17 protein-coding genes and 2 tRNA genes are annotated in these 14,773 nt (G+C 40.5%); 13 read left to right on the top strand and 6 right to left on the bottom strand.

Annotated features, from left to right (window positions below; genetic code table 11):
• Positions 1-72 precede the first annotated feature (72 nt).
• On the top strand, positions 73-777 hold the full coding sequence (locus tag H5187_RS02320) for an AzlC family ABC transporter permease (RefSeq protein ID WP_259398451.1): 705 nt from the start codon (positions 73-75) through the stop codon (positions 775-777).
• A complete protein-coding gene (locus tag H5187_RS02315) occupies positions 777-1,076 on the top strand; it encodes an AzlD domain-containing protein (protein WP_149982202.1) in 300 nt (99 codons plus the stop codon). Before H5187_RS02320 ends, H5187_RS02315 begins: the two co-directional genes overlap by 1 nt.
• A 27-nt stretch (positions 1,077-1,103) precedes the next feature.
• Here H5187_RS02315 and H5187_RS02310 read toward each other — a convergent pair whose 3' ends face one another.
• Positions 1,104-2,258, bottom strand: a complete 1,155-nt coding sequence (locus H5187_RS02310; RefSeq protein ID WP_149982203.1) for an iron-containing alcohol dehydrogenase — start codon at positions 2,256-2,258, stop codon at positions 1,104-1,106.
• A 173-nt stretch (positions 2,259-2,431) separates the two neighbouring features.
• On the opposite strand from H5187_RS02310, the gene H5187_RS02305 reads away from it, so the two are divergent.
• A complete protein-coding gene (locus H5187_RS02305) occupies positions 2,432-3,304 on the top strand; it encodes a LysR family transcriptional regulator (RefSeq protein ID WP_149982204.1) in 873 nt (290 codons plus the stop codon).
• A 95-nt stretch (positions 3,305-3,399) separates the two neighbouring features.
• Positions 3,400-3,891, top strand: a complete 492-nt coding sequence (locus H5187_RS02300; protein WP_145240017.1) for a glutathione peroxidase — start codon at positions 3,400-3,402, stop codon at positions 3,889-3,891.
• 49 nt (positions 3,892-3,940) lie between these two features.
• On the opposite strand, the gene H5187_RS02295 is transcribed toward H5187_RS02300, so the two are convergent.
• On the bottom strand, positions 3,941-4,129 hold the full coding sequence (locus tag H5187_RS02295; RefSeq protein ID WP_145240019.1) for a PA3496 family putative envelope integrity protein: 189 nt from the start codon (positions 4,127-4,129) through the stop codon (positions 3,941-3,943).
• Positions 4,130-4,536: 407 nt separating this feature from the next.
• On the opposite strand from H5187_RS02295, the gene H5187_RS02290 reads away from it, so the two are divergent.
• Entirely contained in the window at positions 4,537-5,334 is a 798-nt protein-coding gene (locus H5187_RS02290) for a YggN family protein (RefSeq protein WP_145240021.1), read from the top strand.
• 83 nt (positions 5,335-5,417) lie between these two features.
• On the opposite strand, the gene H5187_RS02285 is transcribed toward H5187_RS02290, so the two are convergent.
• Positions 5,418-6,860, bottom strand: a complete 1,443-nt coding sequence (locus H5187_RS02285; RefSeq protein WP_145240023.1) for a PLP-dependent aminotransferase family protein — start codon at positions 6,858-6,860, stop codon at positions 5,418-5,420.
• A 116-nt stretch (positions 6,861-6,976) separates the two neighbouring features.
• Here H5187_RS02285 and H5187_RS02280 point away from each other — a divergent pair, with 116 nt between their 5' ends.
• On the top strand, positions 6,977-7,912 hold the full coding sequence (locus H5187_RS02280; RefSeq protein WP_145240025.1) for a DMT family transporter: 936 nt from the start codon (positions 6,977-6,979) through the stop codon (positions 7,910-7,912).
• 73 nt (positions 7,913-7,985) lie between these two features.
• Here H5187_RS02280 and H5187_RS02275 read toward each other — a convergent pair whose 3' ends face one another.
• Entirely contained in the window at positions 7,986-8,843 is an 858-nt protein-coding gene (locus H5187_RS02275) for a diacylglycerol kinase family protein (RefSeq protein WP_220493222.1), read from the bottom strand.
• A 323-nt stretch (positions 8,844-9,166) separates the two neighbouring features.
• On the opposite strand from H5187_RS02275, the gene H5187_RS02270 reads away from it, so the two are divergent.
• From H5187_RS02270 to H5187_RS02255, 4 genes are all read left to right on the top strand, one after another.
• A complete protein-coding gene (locus H5187_RS02270; protein ID WP_169019719.1) occupies positions 9,167-9,307 on the top strand; it encodes a hypothetical protein in 141 nt (46 codons plus the stop codon).
• A gap of 211 nt (positions 9,308-9,518) precedes the next feature.
• Positions 9,519-9,609: transfer RNA gene (locus H5187_RS02265), tRNA-Ser, on the top strand.
• A 51-nt stretch (positions 9,610-9,660) separates the two neighbouring features.
• Positions 9,661-9,753 (top strand) — tRNA-Ser (locus tag H5187_RS02260).
• Positions 9,754-10,206: 453 nt separating this feature from the next.
• Entirely contained in the window at positions 10,207-10,683 is a 477-nt protein-coding gene (locus tag H5187_RS02255; RefSeq protein WP_182730731.1) for a hypothetical protein, read from the top strand.
• Positions 10,684-10,921: 238 nt separating this feature from the next.
• Here the strand turns inward: H5187_RS02255 and H5187_RS02250 are convergent, their stop codons facing one another.
• Together H5187_RS02250 and H5187_RS02245 are read right to left on the bottom strand one after the other, a co-directional pair.
• A complete protein-coding gene (locus tag H5187_RS02250; RefSeq protein WP_182717490.1) occupies positions 10,922-11,710 on the bottom strand; it encodes an amidohydrolase in 789 nt (262 codons plus the stop codon).
• Positions 11,698-12,840: a methionine aminotransferase gene (locus H5187_RS02245; protein WP_145240033.1), complete on the bottom strand. Its 1,143-nt coding sequence runs from the start codon at positions 12,838-12,840 to the stop codon at positions 11,698-11,700. The genes H5187_RS02250 and H5187_RS02245 overlap by 13 nt, the downstream gene beginning before the upstream one ends.
• Before the next feature lie 90 nt (positions 12,841-12,930).
• Here H5187_RS02245 and H5187_RS02240 point away from each other — a divergent pair, with 90 nt between their 5' ends.
• Genes H5187_RS02240 through H5187_RS02230 form a run of 3 tightly spaced genes read left to right on the top strand, consistent with a single transcriptional unit; the run spans position 12,931 to position 14,770 of the window.
• Positions 12,931-13,548, top strand: a complete 618-nt coding sequence (locus H5187_RS02240) for a methylthioribulose 1-phosphate dehydratase (protein ID WP_149982209.1) — start codon at positions 12,931-12,933, stop codon at positions 13,546-13,548.
• Positions 13,545-14,231 (top strand): acireductone synthase, encoded by a 687-nt coding sequence (gene mtnC / locus H5187_RS02235; protein WP_145240037.1) that lies wholly within the window; start codon positions 13,545-13,547, stop codon positions 14,229-14,231. Before H5187_RS02240 ends, mtnC begins: the two co-directional genes overlap by 4 nt.
• Positions 14,228-14,770 carry an acireductone dioxygenase gene (locus H5187_RS02230; protein ID WP_145240039.1) on the top strand — a complete coding sequence of 181 codons (543 nt, stop codon included), beginning with the start codon at positions 14,228-14,230 and terminating at the stop codon, positions 14,768-14,770. The genes mtnC and H5187_RS02230 overlap by 4 nt, the downstream gene beginning before the upstream one ends.
• Positions 14,771-14,773: the final 3 nt, after the last annotated feature.

Below are 14,773 nucleotides of genomic sequence, written 5' to 3'. Positions count from 1 at the left end.
GCATCTTTGCTGTTCAGGGTTAATTGATCTATGGCAGACTAAGGGCATTAATTACCGTAATGAATAATATTAATGACACTTAGCACCAAACGCGCACTCCTAAAAGGCTTTTTAGATATGCTACCACTGTGTTTAGCAGTGATCCCCTGGGGGATTTTATGTGGTTCACTGGCAATACAAAATGGCTTTAGCGCATTTGAAACCCAAGCTATGTCATTATTAGTGTTTGCCGGTTCCGCCCAACTAGTCGCTATAGAGCTAATGGCTGGCAATACGCCTTTATTAACTATTTTATTCACCACCTTCATAATTAGCTCACGGCACTTTTTATACGGCTTAGCGGTGCGTCATAAAGTGATTGATCAGCCGCTGCGTTGGCGCTTACCGGTAAGCTTTGTACTCACTGATGAGCTGTTTGCGTTTTCCCATCATCGCAAAGCTTATCGAACTAAAACTCGCTTGATCTACGCGCTCAGTGCCGGCTTTAGCTTTTATATTACTTGGAACTTGTGGACATTAATTGGCATCGTAGCGGGCAGTCTGCTACCTGATCTCACTAATTTAGGCTTAGACTTTGCTATTGCTGCAACTTTTATTGCATTAGTAATTCCTGGTATTAAAAATCTCGCTACATTGGCAACGGTTGTAAGCGCTGGTGTTGTCGCTACCGTTTTAAAAAGCCAGGGGTTTGAACTATGGTTAGTAGCCGCGGCACTATCGGCGATGACTATCGGTTACCTTATTAGCCGTATCCAAGATAAATTGGAGCATAACTGATGATGAGCACTATTTTACTTATGGCGTGTATTACCTTTTTTACCCGTTACTTATTTTTACATCGTGACCTACCATTTAAAGTTGGCCCGAAAATGCAGCAGTTTCTAAGTTTTAGCGCACCGGCGGTACTTACCGCGATTTGGGTACCTATTGTGTTTGTAACAGATGAGGGAATAAATTTAGATTGGCAAAACCCATACCTCAGTGCGGCAATAGCAGCCATTATTGTCGCGTATAAAACGCACAACATTTACTACACAACACTGGTTGGTATGGGTTTATTTTTGATCTTAAATTAGCACATTAGTAATGCGCTAAAAGTAGCTTTAAACGCTGGCTAATAAAATAGCACGGCTTTTATCTAGAGTGACCTGACCACGTTCGCCAATAGCCGTCATACCGTGGCGTTCAAGTTGCTCAACAATTTTATCAGCGACTTCTTCGCCTAAGTTATAATCACTTAAACGCGTTGGCATATTCACACTGTGAAAAAACGCTTCAGTTGCATTAATTGCTTGTTCAATTGCTGCATCTTCATCACTGATATCTAATCCTAAAACGCGTTCTGCGTACTGTAAGATTTTACCGCGCTTAGTTTCTGTTTGCTCAGCCATCATACGAGGTAATACAATCGCAAGCGTTTGCGCGTGGTCAAGGCCATACATCGCAGTCATTTCATGGCCCAACATATGAGTGGACCAATCTTGTGGTACACCCGCTCCAATTAAGCCGTTTAATGCCATCGTTGCTGACCACATAATATTTGCACGTACTTGATAGTTATCAGGCTCACTGAACGCTTTAGGGCCCTCTTCGATTAAGGTCATTAAAATACCTTCAGCGAAACGGTCTTGCAGCTTAGCACCTACATCGTAGGTTAAATACTGCTCCATAGTATGCACAAATGCATCAACAATACCGTTCGCCACTTGGCGCTCAGGCAATGAAAAAGTCACTGCAGGGTCGAGTACTGCAAATTTTGGCAATACAAATGGACTAGCAAATGCAAGTTTTTCGTGAGTGTCAAGATTTGAAACAACACTATTGCCGTTTGACTCAGAGCCCGTTGCAGGTAACGTTAATACCACACCAAGAGCAATAGCAGATTTAATCTCGCCACCTTTTGATAAAATATCCCATGGCTCGCCGTCATAATTAGCTGCTGCGGCAATAAATTTACTACCATCAGCGACTGAACCACCACCAACTGCAAGAATGTAATCAACTTGCTTTTCTTTAACCAAAGCAACGGCTTTCATACATGTTTGATAACTTGGGTTAGGCTCAATACCGGCAAACTCAAACCACGTATGTTCACTTAACGCATCGACGACTTGATCATAGACGCCATTACTTTTAATACTGCCGCCACCATAAGTAACTAATACTTTTGCGTCTGCAGGGATCTCATTTTTAATTAAAGCGATTTGTTGTTCGCCGAAATGAATTTTGGTTGGGTTTGCAAAACTGAAATTTAACATGCTTGCTCCATTGCTTAGAGATGCTCATTATTTAGTGTGAGCTAAAATTTGGTGACCATCTAATTGTAGGGATTTAAGCATTAATTTAAAGACTAAGCTCAGAGAATCACTTTTGCACAGCTGCAACAATAGATGGTATAAACTATAATTACTTAATATTTGAGAACTAAATTATGTGGCATGGCCTTGATGAATTTTTACATGTGGTTGAACATGGCAGCTTTACCAAAGCAGCCAAAGTCATGGAAGTATCAACTTCACATATTAGCCGCCAAGTACAGCAACTTGAAAACCGCTTAGGCTCATTGCTATTTCAACGTACTACCCGAAAAATAAGCCTCACCGATGCCGGCCGCGAATATGCCGTAAAGCTCAAAGCAATTAAACAAGAGCTAATTGATGCTAATAATCAACTGCAAGGTGAGCAACGTAAACCCAAAGGGATCATTAGAATTTCTGGTGCTGGTGAATTTGTTGCATGTCATGTAGCACCTAAAATTGTTGAGTTTGTAAAACGCTACCCTGAGGTTGAAGTAGATATGGACTTCAACAATCGTAATGTCGACTTAGTTGAAGAAGGTTTTGATTTAGCGATCCGTTTTGGCCGCATGCAAGACTCTAACTTAATTGCACGACCACTTAGCCCGCGAATCATGACTCTCGTTGCCAGTCCAGAATATTTAGCACATCACCCAACCCCAACTACGCCTCAACAATTAACCGCTCATAATTGCTTAATTGCCATGGGGAAACGTTGGCGATTTAATTTTGCCGGCGATATTAAAGAGGTAAAAGTTGCCGGCAACTGGCGCAGTAACCATCCGCGCGCACTATTATCTGCGACATTAGCAGGCTTAGGCATTGCCCATTTAGCCACTGATATTGTTGATAAGTATATTGAAAACGGGCAACTAATTACCTTACTTGATGAGTTTCAGGTAACAGACAATGCCTCTTGGTTAGTGTATCCACGTAAAGATTTAATGCCGTACAGAGTGCGATTATTGATTGAACATTTACTCACAAGCTTTAATCATGCAAGTTAAAATAAAATGGTCTATGCAATATGATGATAATTTAAGCTGTATGTCTGTCACAACTCAGGATAGAATTTAACAAACAACAATAACAAGAGAGCAACATGAACGACTTCTATCAACTTTCAGCCAGCAATCTGCAAGGCCAAAGCATTGATTTTTCAGATTTCGCAGGCAAAGTTGTGTTAATTGTCAACACTGCCAGTAAATGTGGCTTCACTCCACAGTACGAAGGTTTACAACAATTACATGCAAAATACGCTGATCAAGGGTTAGTAATTATTGGTTTCCCGTGCAATCAATTCGGCAAACAAGAGCCTGGCGGCGCAAAAGAAATAGCGCAAGGTTGTTTAATTAACTACGGTGTTGATTTTGTGATGATGAGCAAAATTGATGTTAATGGCGAAAACGCCCACCCCGTATTCAGGCATTTAAAATCAGCCTTACCTGGATTTTTAACCCGCAAAATAAAATGGAATTTCACTAAGTTTTTAGTTGGCCGCGACGGCGAGGCAATTAAACGCTTTGCACCATTTACCAAACCGCAACAAATCGAAGGTGCTATTATCAAAGCCCTTAAAAGCAGTAATATCTAAACTCTAAAAGCAATAAAGAGGCAAATTGCCTCTTTATTTAAATTATCTCTTAGTCGTTTAAATACTCATCTAAGTCATCATCGCCCAAGTTTTTACGCAAGCGTTTTTGCTCAAGGTAGTCTTCCAACTTTTTCTTAACCTTTTGCTTATTCTTGTCGTGTTGATTACGCCCGACCATTTCGTACTCGTCTTCAACAAAATCGTCATCTAGCGCATCGTAACTAAATGTCTTACCCACAACCCACTCCATAAAGTGTTTGAGACCAATTAAGGATTTTTTATCACTATCATTGGTAAATTAAAAATGTTCAGCACTATTTCACCGTATGAAAAAGCACCAAAATAAAGCCATAACGCAATTCTAAAATAGTGTTATGTCGATATTGTGAATAAATAGCGCTAAATTTGAGTTCTGGAAAGTGAGAGTTTTTTATCGAAACGATAAGTATCTTTTATGTATTAATGTAAATTAGTCAAAATGACTAAAAAATGGCTTTTTTATAACATTTAAATGTAATTAAAAAAGGGAAAAAAACAATTAACTCATTGTTTTTAAATGCCAATAATTATTGGCATTAAACTTGATAAGTATTAAATACGTTAAATGCGTACTGGTCATAATCAACAAATTAGCAGGAAATAAAAATGAAAAAATTACTATTAATAAGTTCTTTATTCATTGCCACAGGGGCAATGGCACACAATGATAATGAGACGAATATTTCTTTTAGCGGCGACACATGTGACGTTGAATTTAAAAATGATGTGCGTATTAAGCCAAATGAATTAGAAATTTTTACAGCTGATAACCACACTATGACTTTTATAAATAGTGGCGAGTTAATGATTGATGGCCAAACTTTGACACTCAACAGTCAACAACACCAAGCGATCAGTAATTATTCAGACAGTCTGCGTAGCCAATTACCAGAAGTCGCGAACATTGCTCTTGAAGGCGTTAAAATTGCCGGGGTCGCCATTGAAGAAGTCGCCAATGCATTTAATATCGATGGCCTAGATAGCATTAATGAATTAATGGCTGATATTCAGGTAGAAGTACAAAACACCTTTTACCAACAAGGCGCTTTTGTAATGGGCCAACAAAGCTTTAGCCAGTTTGGCGAAAACTTTGAAAGCCAATTTGATGAGCAAATAGAAAGCGCTGTACAAGCTGCGATGATGCAATCGATGGGTAGTATTTTAATGGCTGTAGGTTCAGAACTAATGGGCTCTGGTGGCGATATGCAAGCCTTTGAACAACGCATGGAAAATATGGGGGCTGAAATTGAAGCCAAAGTTGAGCAACAAGCTAACCAACTTGAAAAACGCGCTGATGCACTGTGCGGTAATTTTTCAACCATTGCTGATCAAGAGCAACAATTAGTTAAACTAGTTCCAGAATTGAAAGACTACCAATTATTTAGTTATAAACAAAATAACTAACTTGAACTCAGGTTCTAAACGCTAAAAGTTTGATATCCCTTTAGCAGCACTCTTTTTTAAAGGTGCTGCTTTTTTATGCCATGCTATTTCTTCGCTAAATGCACTAACTCACCTAGCTTTATAATAGCTTGTTCAATTTTTTCACCCCATGGCAAACCATAACTTAGTCGAATACAACTGCGGTATTTATTGGTGGCTGAAAAAATATAGCCCGGAGTAATGCTAATGCCACTTTCTAATGCCAGTTGAAATAGTTTTACACTATCGTAAGCCGCACCTAAATCAATCCAGATCACACATCCGCCTTGCGGATCGCTGATCCTAGCGGTACTCGGAAAGGCCTGTTGTAAACACCAGATCATTCGTTCTTTATTAGAACGTAGACGCTGTCGCAGTAGTTTTATATTACGATCATAATCACCACTGACTATAAATTCATATAACGTCCATTGATTGATCAGTGAAGTAGAACAACTCAATGCACGCTTATAGCGACGCGCTTTGGCAGCAAACTTTCCGGCAATCAACCAGCCAACACGATAACTCGGCGCCGCAGTTTTAGAAAACGAAGCACAGGTTAATACCAACCCTTTTGTTGAGTAAGCCTGAGCGGGTGTACCACGCTGCGGGGTAAAATGTAAATCACCATACACATCATCTTCAATTAGCACCACATCTTGAGATTCCAATAACTCTACTAATTGTTTACGCTTATGATCAGGCATAAAACTACCCACAGGATTATTGATCGAAGTAGAGAACACACAGGCTTTAATATCGTGATCATGTAAAGCCTGGCTCAGATCATCAAGCCAGATCCCATCATCAGGACACAGCGGGATCTCGAGCGCCTTGAGGCCCAGGCTTTCGATCAATTCAATGATACCAAAATAACAAGGTGACTCGATCGCCACCACATCACCTACTTTAGTGACACATTTTAGCGCGATCGCCAGTGCTTCTTGAGCACCGTTGGTGATCACAAGTTCTTGCGAGTCAACACCAATGCCAAAATCTAAATAACGATGGATTAACTGCTTTTTCAATGGTGCAAAACCATCCATCGCACCATAATTTATGGCGCGACTGCCGGCAATCGACATAACCCGGCGCATCGTACGACTTAGCATTTTATCAGTTGGAGCGGCAGCAACAGGATTAGCAATGCCAAACGGTACGACATCGGCTTGATGAATTGCATCATACACTTGCTCAATTAATACCTGCATGTTGACCGAAACTGGCTCACGATTGAGTTTAACCCGCTTTGGCCGCGCTAACTGGGTATGTGCCGTTTTTAAAAAATAGCCTGACTTTTCTCGTGCTTCAACCAAACCTTGTGCCTCAAGTGATTGGTAAGCCAATTTCACCGTCGGAATACTGACATTCAGCTTAGTGGCCATTTTACGTAATGAGGGGAGTTTTTCGCCTGGTAATAGTGTCCCCTGCTCACTCAGCTCACGCACCAGCTGCATTACTTGCTGATATAAAAAGTCATGGTTGGTTTTGCTGATCACCAGCGACATAGTAGACACCTTAAAGCCGTACAATCTGTATAGGTTGCATTTATAGTTTTCTGTGTATGTTAAGTATACAGAAGTATCTTAAAATAAACACTTAATCGACATAATGGACCAAGGCCATGAAAAGTATCGTGCTTTATGCACTAACCGTTTTAATTTGGGGCTCTACCTGGCTCGCAATCGAATTTCAACTTGGCGATATCGCCGTTGAAGTTTCACTATTTTATCGCTTTAGTTTGGCTGCAATTCTAATGTGGGTATGGGTGAATATTAAAAAATTACCGATGAATTATAGTCGTCGCGATCATGGCTTTTTCGTATTACTAGCATTGTGTAACTTTGGCCTTAATTACTTAGTACTTTACTGGGCACAACATTATTTAACGTCAGCCATGGCATCAATCGCCTTTTCAATGTTGTTATTAATGAACATTGTAAATACCCGATTATTTTTTGGTAAACCCATCGCTAAACGTATTTATACAGGTGCATTGATAGGGGTATTAGGCATCATCAGTCTGTTTTGGCCACAATTACAGCAGTTCGACTTGAGTAATGGGGCGTTGGTCGGTTTGCTACTAGCCTTAGCTGGCACCTTTGTGGCTTCATTAGGGAATATGATCAGCGTGCGTAACTCTCAACAACGTATTGGCGTCATGCAGGGCAATGCATGGGGCATGTTATACAGCGCTATTGGTTTATTTGTATATGTAATCATCAGCGGTGCCGATTTTAGCCTGTCGGCCCCAGCAAGCTACTGGTATTCATTAGTTTATTTATCGGTGTTTGGGACGGTTATTGCATTTGCATGTTACTTTGCACTACTAAAAAATATCGGCCCAGAACGTGCCAGCTATGTGATTGTGTTATTTCCATTAGTTGCAGTGACTTTAAGTACATTATTTGAAGGTTTTAGTTGGCAAGCCAATACGTTTATCGGCTTTAGTTTAGTACTGCTTGGTAATGCTATTGTACTGACTCCAACAAAAAGAATTAAAGCGTTTATTGAGTCTAATAAAGCATCATTTGCTAATAAACGCTCCATCCCCAGTTAGAATGCGTATATACGCAACTAACGCCAAAAGCGCCTACTTGTTAGGCGCTTTTTTATTACTAACATATTACTCGTCATTTAGCATTGGGCATACAAAAACGCAACGCGAGCGGATGAATAGTCACCAACGCTGGGGTAACGCCTACCAGCTCACCATCTGCTTCGATTGGTAAATCAGGCGTATTTATATAAGCAATTTCTAAGCGCTGGTAGTTGAGCTCTTTCATACCGTGGTGCTTACGTAGCAATAAGCGCACAAAACTGTAGAGGTTACCTAACAAACCACGCGTAGGCACGCGATAGCACTCTAAATAGCCACTATTCAATTGTGCTTTTGGCGCTATCATCAACCCCCCACCAAAATAATGATGATTTGCAAATACAGTAATCAAATTACCATATTCGCATTGCTGCCCTGCAAAACTCCCAGCCAAGCGAGAAGGCTGATAAACGAATAAACACTTAAAGCCAGCTAAACTATAACTTAAAGCGGATAATGCAGGCTTGGTTTGCAATGCCTGTACTACATGCGCATCAAAGCCAACCCCCGCAATATTAATAAAGTAACGGCTATTTATTTGGCCAATATCGATTTTTACTTGATGCTCACTAAAAATAGCATTACGCCAAGCTGAGTTTGAACAGCCAAAGCCGCGTGCAAAATCATTACCCGTCCCCTGAGGCAATAACGCCAACGAGCAACTCAATCCCATCAATGCATTTACAGCCAAATGCAGGCTGCCATCACCACCGAGCACAACAACGCGCTTTTGTGACTGAGCCAAAACCGTTATTTTTTGGCAATCATTGGTAAAATGTCCTGTGGTGTAAAAAACAGTGTAACTAATTTGACGTTTTTGACACTGCTCTAATAACCAAGTGCAATTTTTTTTATGTTTTTTTTGCGTACTTGGTTTAATAATTATTAGCATCTGGATACCAGCCTATTCAAAAGTAGGGAAATAGACATTTTCAAAAAATAAATTAATCTGAATAATTAGTCACTTTATTTATTATCTAATGCATTAAAATATCAGTGGCAGTGTAATATTGCTTTTAAACAAGTGATTTAGGCGACTTTAAATTTCATAACCATGCATAATACTCAGTACGTACTATCTGAATCATACCTTAATAAAAACAATTCGGATTAGTTATTTCTATCCGACCACCCTAATTTTTATCGTTTTATTTTTGTGCAAAAAAAGCTCAGAATAGCCGTGTTGTCAAAACAGACATAACTCGGAGCAAAGTAATGAACCCAGTAAATACATTAAACGAAAATGCAGCTACTCATGTTGCAGTAAAACCGACCAACCGCAAAGCAAAAATGCTTGCCAGACTTAACCGTTTCGGCAAAAAGCTAGCTCTTGGCGGCGCAGTTCAATACAAGTAATCACCCAACCATGATTACTTTAGCGGTGCAGCAAACACCCAACCACTAAATGAAACTACTTATTTAGCTCCCTCGTTTGCTGCAACCCCTTCTTTAAACTCCCTAAAAACTCCTTTTTTATAAAAAAACCTCTTTTTTAGAACAAAAAAACAGCAAACGATCTTTTTCCTATTTACACACCCCAATCACCTGCGTATTATTCTTTCCCAACGGAGAGATGGCAGAGTGGTCGAATGCACCGGTCTTGAAAACCGGCAGGGGTTTATAGCCCCTCTAGGGTTCAAATCCCTATCTCTCCACCATTATTACGTTTTGGTGGTTCACTCGATTATCAAAATGACAATTTATGCGCCGGAGAGGTGGCCGAGTGGCCGAAGGCGCTCCCCTGCTAAGGGAGTATAGGGTTTGTAGCTCTATCGAGGGTTCGAATCCCTCCTTCTCCGCCATTTAATAACGAAAAAAGCCCCGCAATTTATTGTGGGGCTTTTTTTGTTGTTAAAAATGGCAGAAGGCGGGTGAGAACCCTCGACCAGGGTTCGATAAAATGTCAGGAACATTTTAGGCCGCTGCAAGCGTCGCGAAGCGATTGGTTACATGGACGTAAGCAAGCCCATCCCCACGTTTGACACAAATTTCAGAATGAAAAGCCTATTGTTTTATGTCCGTAACCTTTACACCAATGAAGGCGGGTGAGAACCCTCGACTAGGGTTCGACCAAACTTTGTCTGGAACAAAGTTAAACGCACGCAGTGCGGCCAGAAAACTAAACTCTAGATCCCTTCCGCTAAGTTGTGTAATGTAATATCAAATAGAACACATAAGTCAGCTCTTAAACCAAATTCAAAAATCGTTCTGACTTTTCTTTTTAAAAACACCAAAATATTTTCTAAGGCTACAAGTTGAATAACAGTGAGGACAAAGAAAGTGGTATTTTATATGCAGTTTTTACAACTGTATTATTGTACTTCCTTTTCAAAATCACTTTAATTTACACAATAGTTTCAGACCGATATGCTTCTTGTCTAAGCTCTCGCTGGGACAACATTGAAGTAGTTATTACTCCTTTTTCAGCATTCTTAATTTTAGCAATATTGAGTTGTATTTGGTTGTTCCTTAGTTGTTTAAAATATAAAAAGAAAGTAGGTAAAGCAGCCTATCTAGTATTTTTTTTCGCAGCGATATTCTATTATTTTTGGTTTAAAGGTTTTTACGGCTTTTGGTTACTAATGGAGTATGAGCAGGACAAAATAACCCTATCTCAATTTTTTAACAAAACTGGGGGCGATGAGTTATTTAAATTATATGATGGGCATCACGAAATTCAGATATTGTGCCAACCATATAATCACAATGCAGATAAAAAACCGGATAACTAACTGATACATCATAGTAATGCAATAGGTTGCTACCTATTAAATCAATACTTTAACCTAGCCTAGGTATTCTCTCGTAACGATTGGGTGAGCAGGTAAAAATTCATCGCAGATAAACGGCCTTGTATTGATACAAGCCTGTAGATTATTTTTTTTGTATGTTGTCGGGTTTCGCTGCGATCAAACTCACCTACAGTGCTTCTGTGTAAAACGGGTAAAGAGGCTAAACAGTCTCTTTATCTTAATAACCCAAACTAAACCCATCGGCATCTAAATGCGCCGGGAAACTTTGCTTAAAGAGCTCAAGCGGCTGTTTGTCCAAAGTGATAATAACAACATCAGCTTTGTTATCAGTAGCGGCTGCTAACGTATCACCTTTAAAGTCATACACTGCCGTGCCGCCATTGTGCGCGACGCCATTAGCATCATCACCAATACGATTAACGCCAATCACATAACACTGGTTTTCCATCGCCCGCGCCATTAGTAAGGTGTCCCATACTTTGCGCCTTGCAGCAGGCCAGTTGGCGACATTAACCATCACATCGTAGTCATTGCGATTGCGCTGAAAGACCGGAAAACGTAAGTCGTAACAAACTTGCGGTAAAATTCTAAAGTCATTAAGGGTGAACACTTCACGTTGCTGCCCTGCGGTTACAAAATCGCCCTCTTTGCCCAAGCAAAATAAATGCCGTTTGTCGTAATACTTCACTTCGCCATTGGGCCATGCCCAATAAAAGCGATTAGCTTTTTTATTTCCTTGCGTTACCAATACCGAGCCTGCAATTACCGCATTGCTTGATTTTGCCGACGCGATCATCCAATCAAGCACTTTGCCTTGCTTTAACTGATGATCCGGCTCTGCGCAATCAAGGTTAATAGCAAAGCCGGTGGCAAAGGTTTCTGGCAATAAAATAAGCTCTACTGATTTATCTATATCAGCTATTTTATTGCCAAAGTGTGCCAAGTTGGCGTCTTTATCTAACCAATTAAGCGATGTTTGTATCAGTGCTATAGTTAAAGTTGACATAAAATCTCCGCGGCTTGTAATAGCGTGGCGTCATTTTTGGCAAAGCATAAGCGAATAACTTTATCGTTGCTTGGTTGCTGATAAAACACGCTTAGTGGAATGGCTGCAACGCCTGCTTGTTCTACTAACCACTGGCAAAATTCTACGTCATTTAAATCCGATACATCGCTGTAATCAAGCAGTAAAAAGTAGGTGCCTTCACTTGGTAAAATGGTAAAGCGGCTATCTTTTAGTGCTTTACTAAGTACATCACGCTTTTGTTGATAAAACTCACTGAGCTCATCCACATGCTCACCTTGCTGTTCTAACATATCGGCTAATGCATGTTGTGCCGGCGTAAAGCTTGAAAAAGTCACATATTGGTGAATTTTACGAAACTCGACCGCAAGTGCAGCGGGTGCGATGCAGTAACCCATTTTCCAGCCTGTGCTATGAAAAGTCTTGCCAAAGCTTGAGATAACAAAGCTGCGAGCAAACAATTCGTTATCACGCAGCACACTTAAATGCGGTTGCTGATCAAAAGTAATATGCTCGTATACTTCATCACTTATCAGGTATAAGTCATGCTTAATTACTAAGGCTTTTAGAGCATTAATATCGTGCTGTTTTAACGTTTTACCACTTGGGTTATGTGGAGTGTTGATTATAATAGCCCGCGTTTTGCTATTGATAGCCGCAGCCACCGTTTGCCAGTCAATTGCATAACTCGGAGCATGCAGAGCAATATTGACTGACTTACCACCGGCCAATTCAATCGCTGGCTGGTATGAATCATAAGCGGGGTCAAACACAATGACTTCATCACCTTCGCGCACCAGCGCCTGAATGGCAACAAACAAGGCCTCGGTCGCGCCAGAGGTTACCGTTACTTGCTGCGCGGCATCTATTTCAGCTGCATATTTTCGTTTTGCTAACTGGGCAATTTGTTGCTGCAGGCGCGGCACACCAGATGAAGGTGAATATTGATTAACTCCTTCAAGTACATAATGATTAAGCTGTTTTTTAAGTAGCTCAGGCGCATCAAACTCAGGAAACCCCTGCGATAAATTAATCGCTTCGAATTGATTTGCTAAAGCAGTCATTTGACTAAAAATACTGGTGCCTAAATTTGGCAATTTACTTTCAAACACTGGTTACCCTTAATGATGGTTTTGCGCCCAAAGCGATGCTATCATTGCTGTTAACAGATGTATAGCCGTCTAAAGAAGTATGAGGAATGTATGCATAACAATACCGCTATTTCAGAACTTATAGAAGCAGGAAAGTGGATCAGTCAACGTGGTTGGGTGCCAGCTACGGGTGGTAATTTTTCAGCGCGAACTAACACCGGTTTTGTGGTTACTGCCAGCGGTTTTGACAAAGGTCAATTAGGGTCGCATACCTTTATTGAACTGGATCATGTCGGTAATCGTAGCGCTAGCGCCGCCAAACCCTCAGCTGAAACCGAATTGCATTTGTGCATGTATAAACTTATTCCTGCTGCTAATTATGTATTGCACACTCATTCGGTTGCTGCGACGGTATTATCTCGGGTTATTAAAGGTCACAGCCTAGACTTACACGGCTACGAAATGCAAAAGTCACTAACCGGCATTACTTCACATTTAGACACCTTGAGTATTCCAATCTTTGATAACGACCAAGATATTGATCGCTTGAGTTTATTAGTGAGCGATCACCACTTACACACGCCTATTGAGCACGGCGTGCTTATTCGCGGCCACGGTTTGTATGTAGTGGGTCGCACTATTGGTGAAGTACGCCGTCAATTAGAAGGCCTTGAGTTTTTATTTGCATGTGAGATAGAACGCTTAAAATTAGTAGGATTAGAATCATGATCAAAGCACTGCTGACCGATATTGAAGGCACTATTACCCGTATTTCGTTTGTTAAAGACGTACTATTTCCATATGCCGCAAAGCAGCTCCCCGAATTTGTAAAAACTCATCAAGAGCAAAGCGCTGTAGCTGAACAAATTTATGCCGTAAAAGCGGTTATTGAACAGCCAGATGCCAGTATTGATGTCGTAATTAACACTTTACTTGAATGGATCCGTGACGATAAAAAAATCACTCCATTAAAACAGTTACAAGGTTTGATTTGGCAAACTGGCTATGAAAATGGCGATTTTACCGGCCATTTATACCCAGATGCCTACCACTTTTTAGTTGCACAGCAACAAGCCGGCCAGCAGTTGTATGTGTATTCATCAGGGTCAGTAAAAGCACAGCATTTAATTTTTAACTACTCTGACTTTGGTGATATTCGCTCCTTATTTACTGATTATTTTGATACTCAAGTCGGCGCTAAACAAGAGCAACGTTCATATCACAATATTATTGAGCAACTACCTTTTGCCGCTAATGAAGTGTTATTTTTAAGTGATGTGGCAGCCGAGCTTGATGCCGCCAAAGCCGCAGGTTTAAAAACCTTGCACCTGATCCGTGATGGTCAAGCAAGCTCGCCTGCGCATAACTATATTAACGATTTTAGCCAATTCACTGTGGAGCATTTAGCATGAGCCAACTGACTATTTTTGCTGACTGTAACGGCAATAATGCTTTATTAAACACTCAAGATACAGCACAAATTGCCACCGAGCTTAATAAAGTAAATGTACGATTTGAGCAGTGGCAAGCAACAAAAATGATTACTGCTGATACTAGCCATGAAGCTATTATTTCCGCCTATAACGCTGATATTGAAAGCTTAAAGCAACAAGGTGGTTATCAAACTGTAGATGTTATTTCGCTGGCAAAAGGCAATCCGAACGCTGCAGAATTACGTGCTAAGTTTTTATTTGAGCACACCCATAGTGAAGACGAAGTACGCTTTTTTGTAAAAGGCCAAGGATTATTTTGCCTGCATATTAACGACAAGGTTTACCAAGTACTTTGCAAGCAGGGTGATTTAATTTCAGTACCAGAGCTTACTCCCCATTGGTTTGATATGGGCAGCGATCCTGAATTTACTGCGATCCGTTTATTCAATAATACCGAAGGCTGGGTGGCACAAAGCACCGAATCTGAGATTGCTAAGCAGTTTCCTTTATTGGACTAAATA

Source organism: Pseudoalteromonas sp. SG44-1 (assembly GCF_014164315.1).
GTDB lineage: Bacteria > Pseudomonadota > Gammaproteobacteria > Enterobacterales > Alteromonadaceae > Pseudoalteromonas > Pseudoalteromonas rhizosphaerae.
Note: the sequence above shows the minus strand (reverse complement) of the source record. Positions and strands in the feature narration are given on the sequence as shown.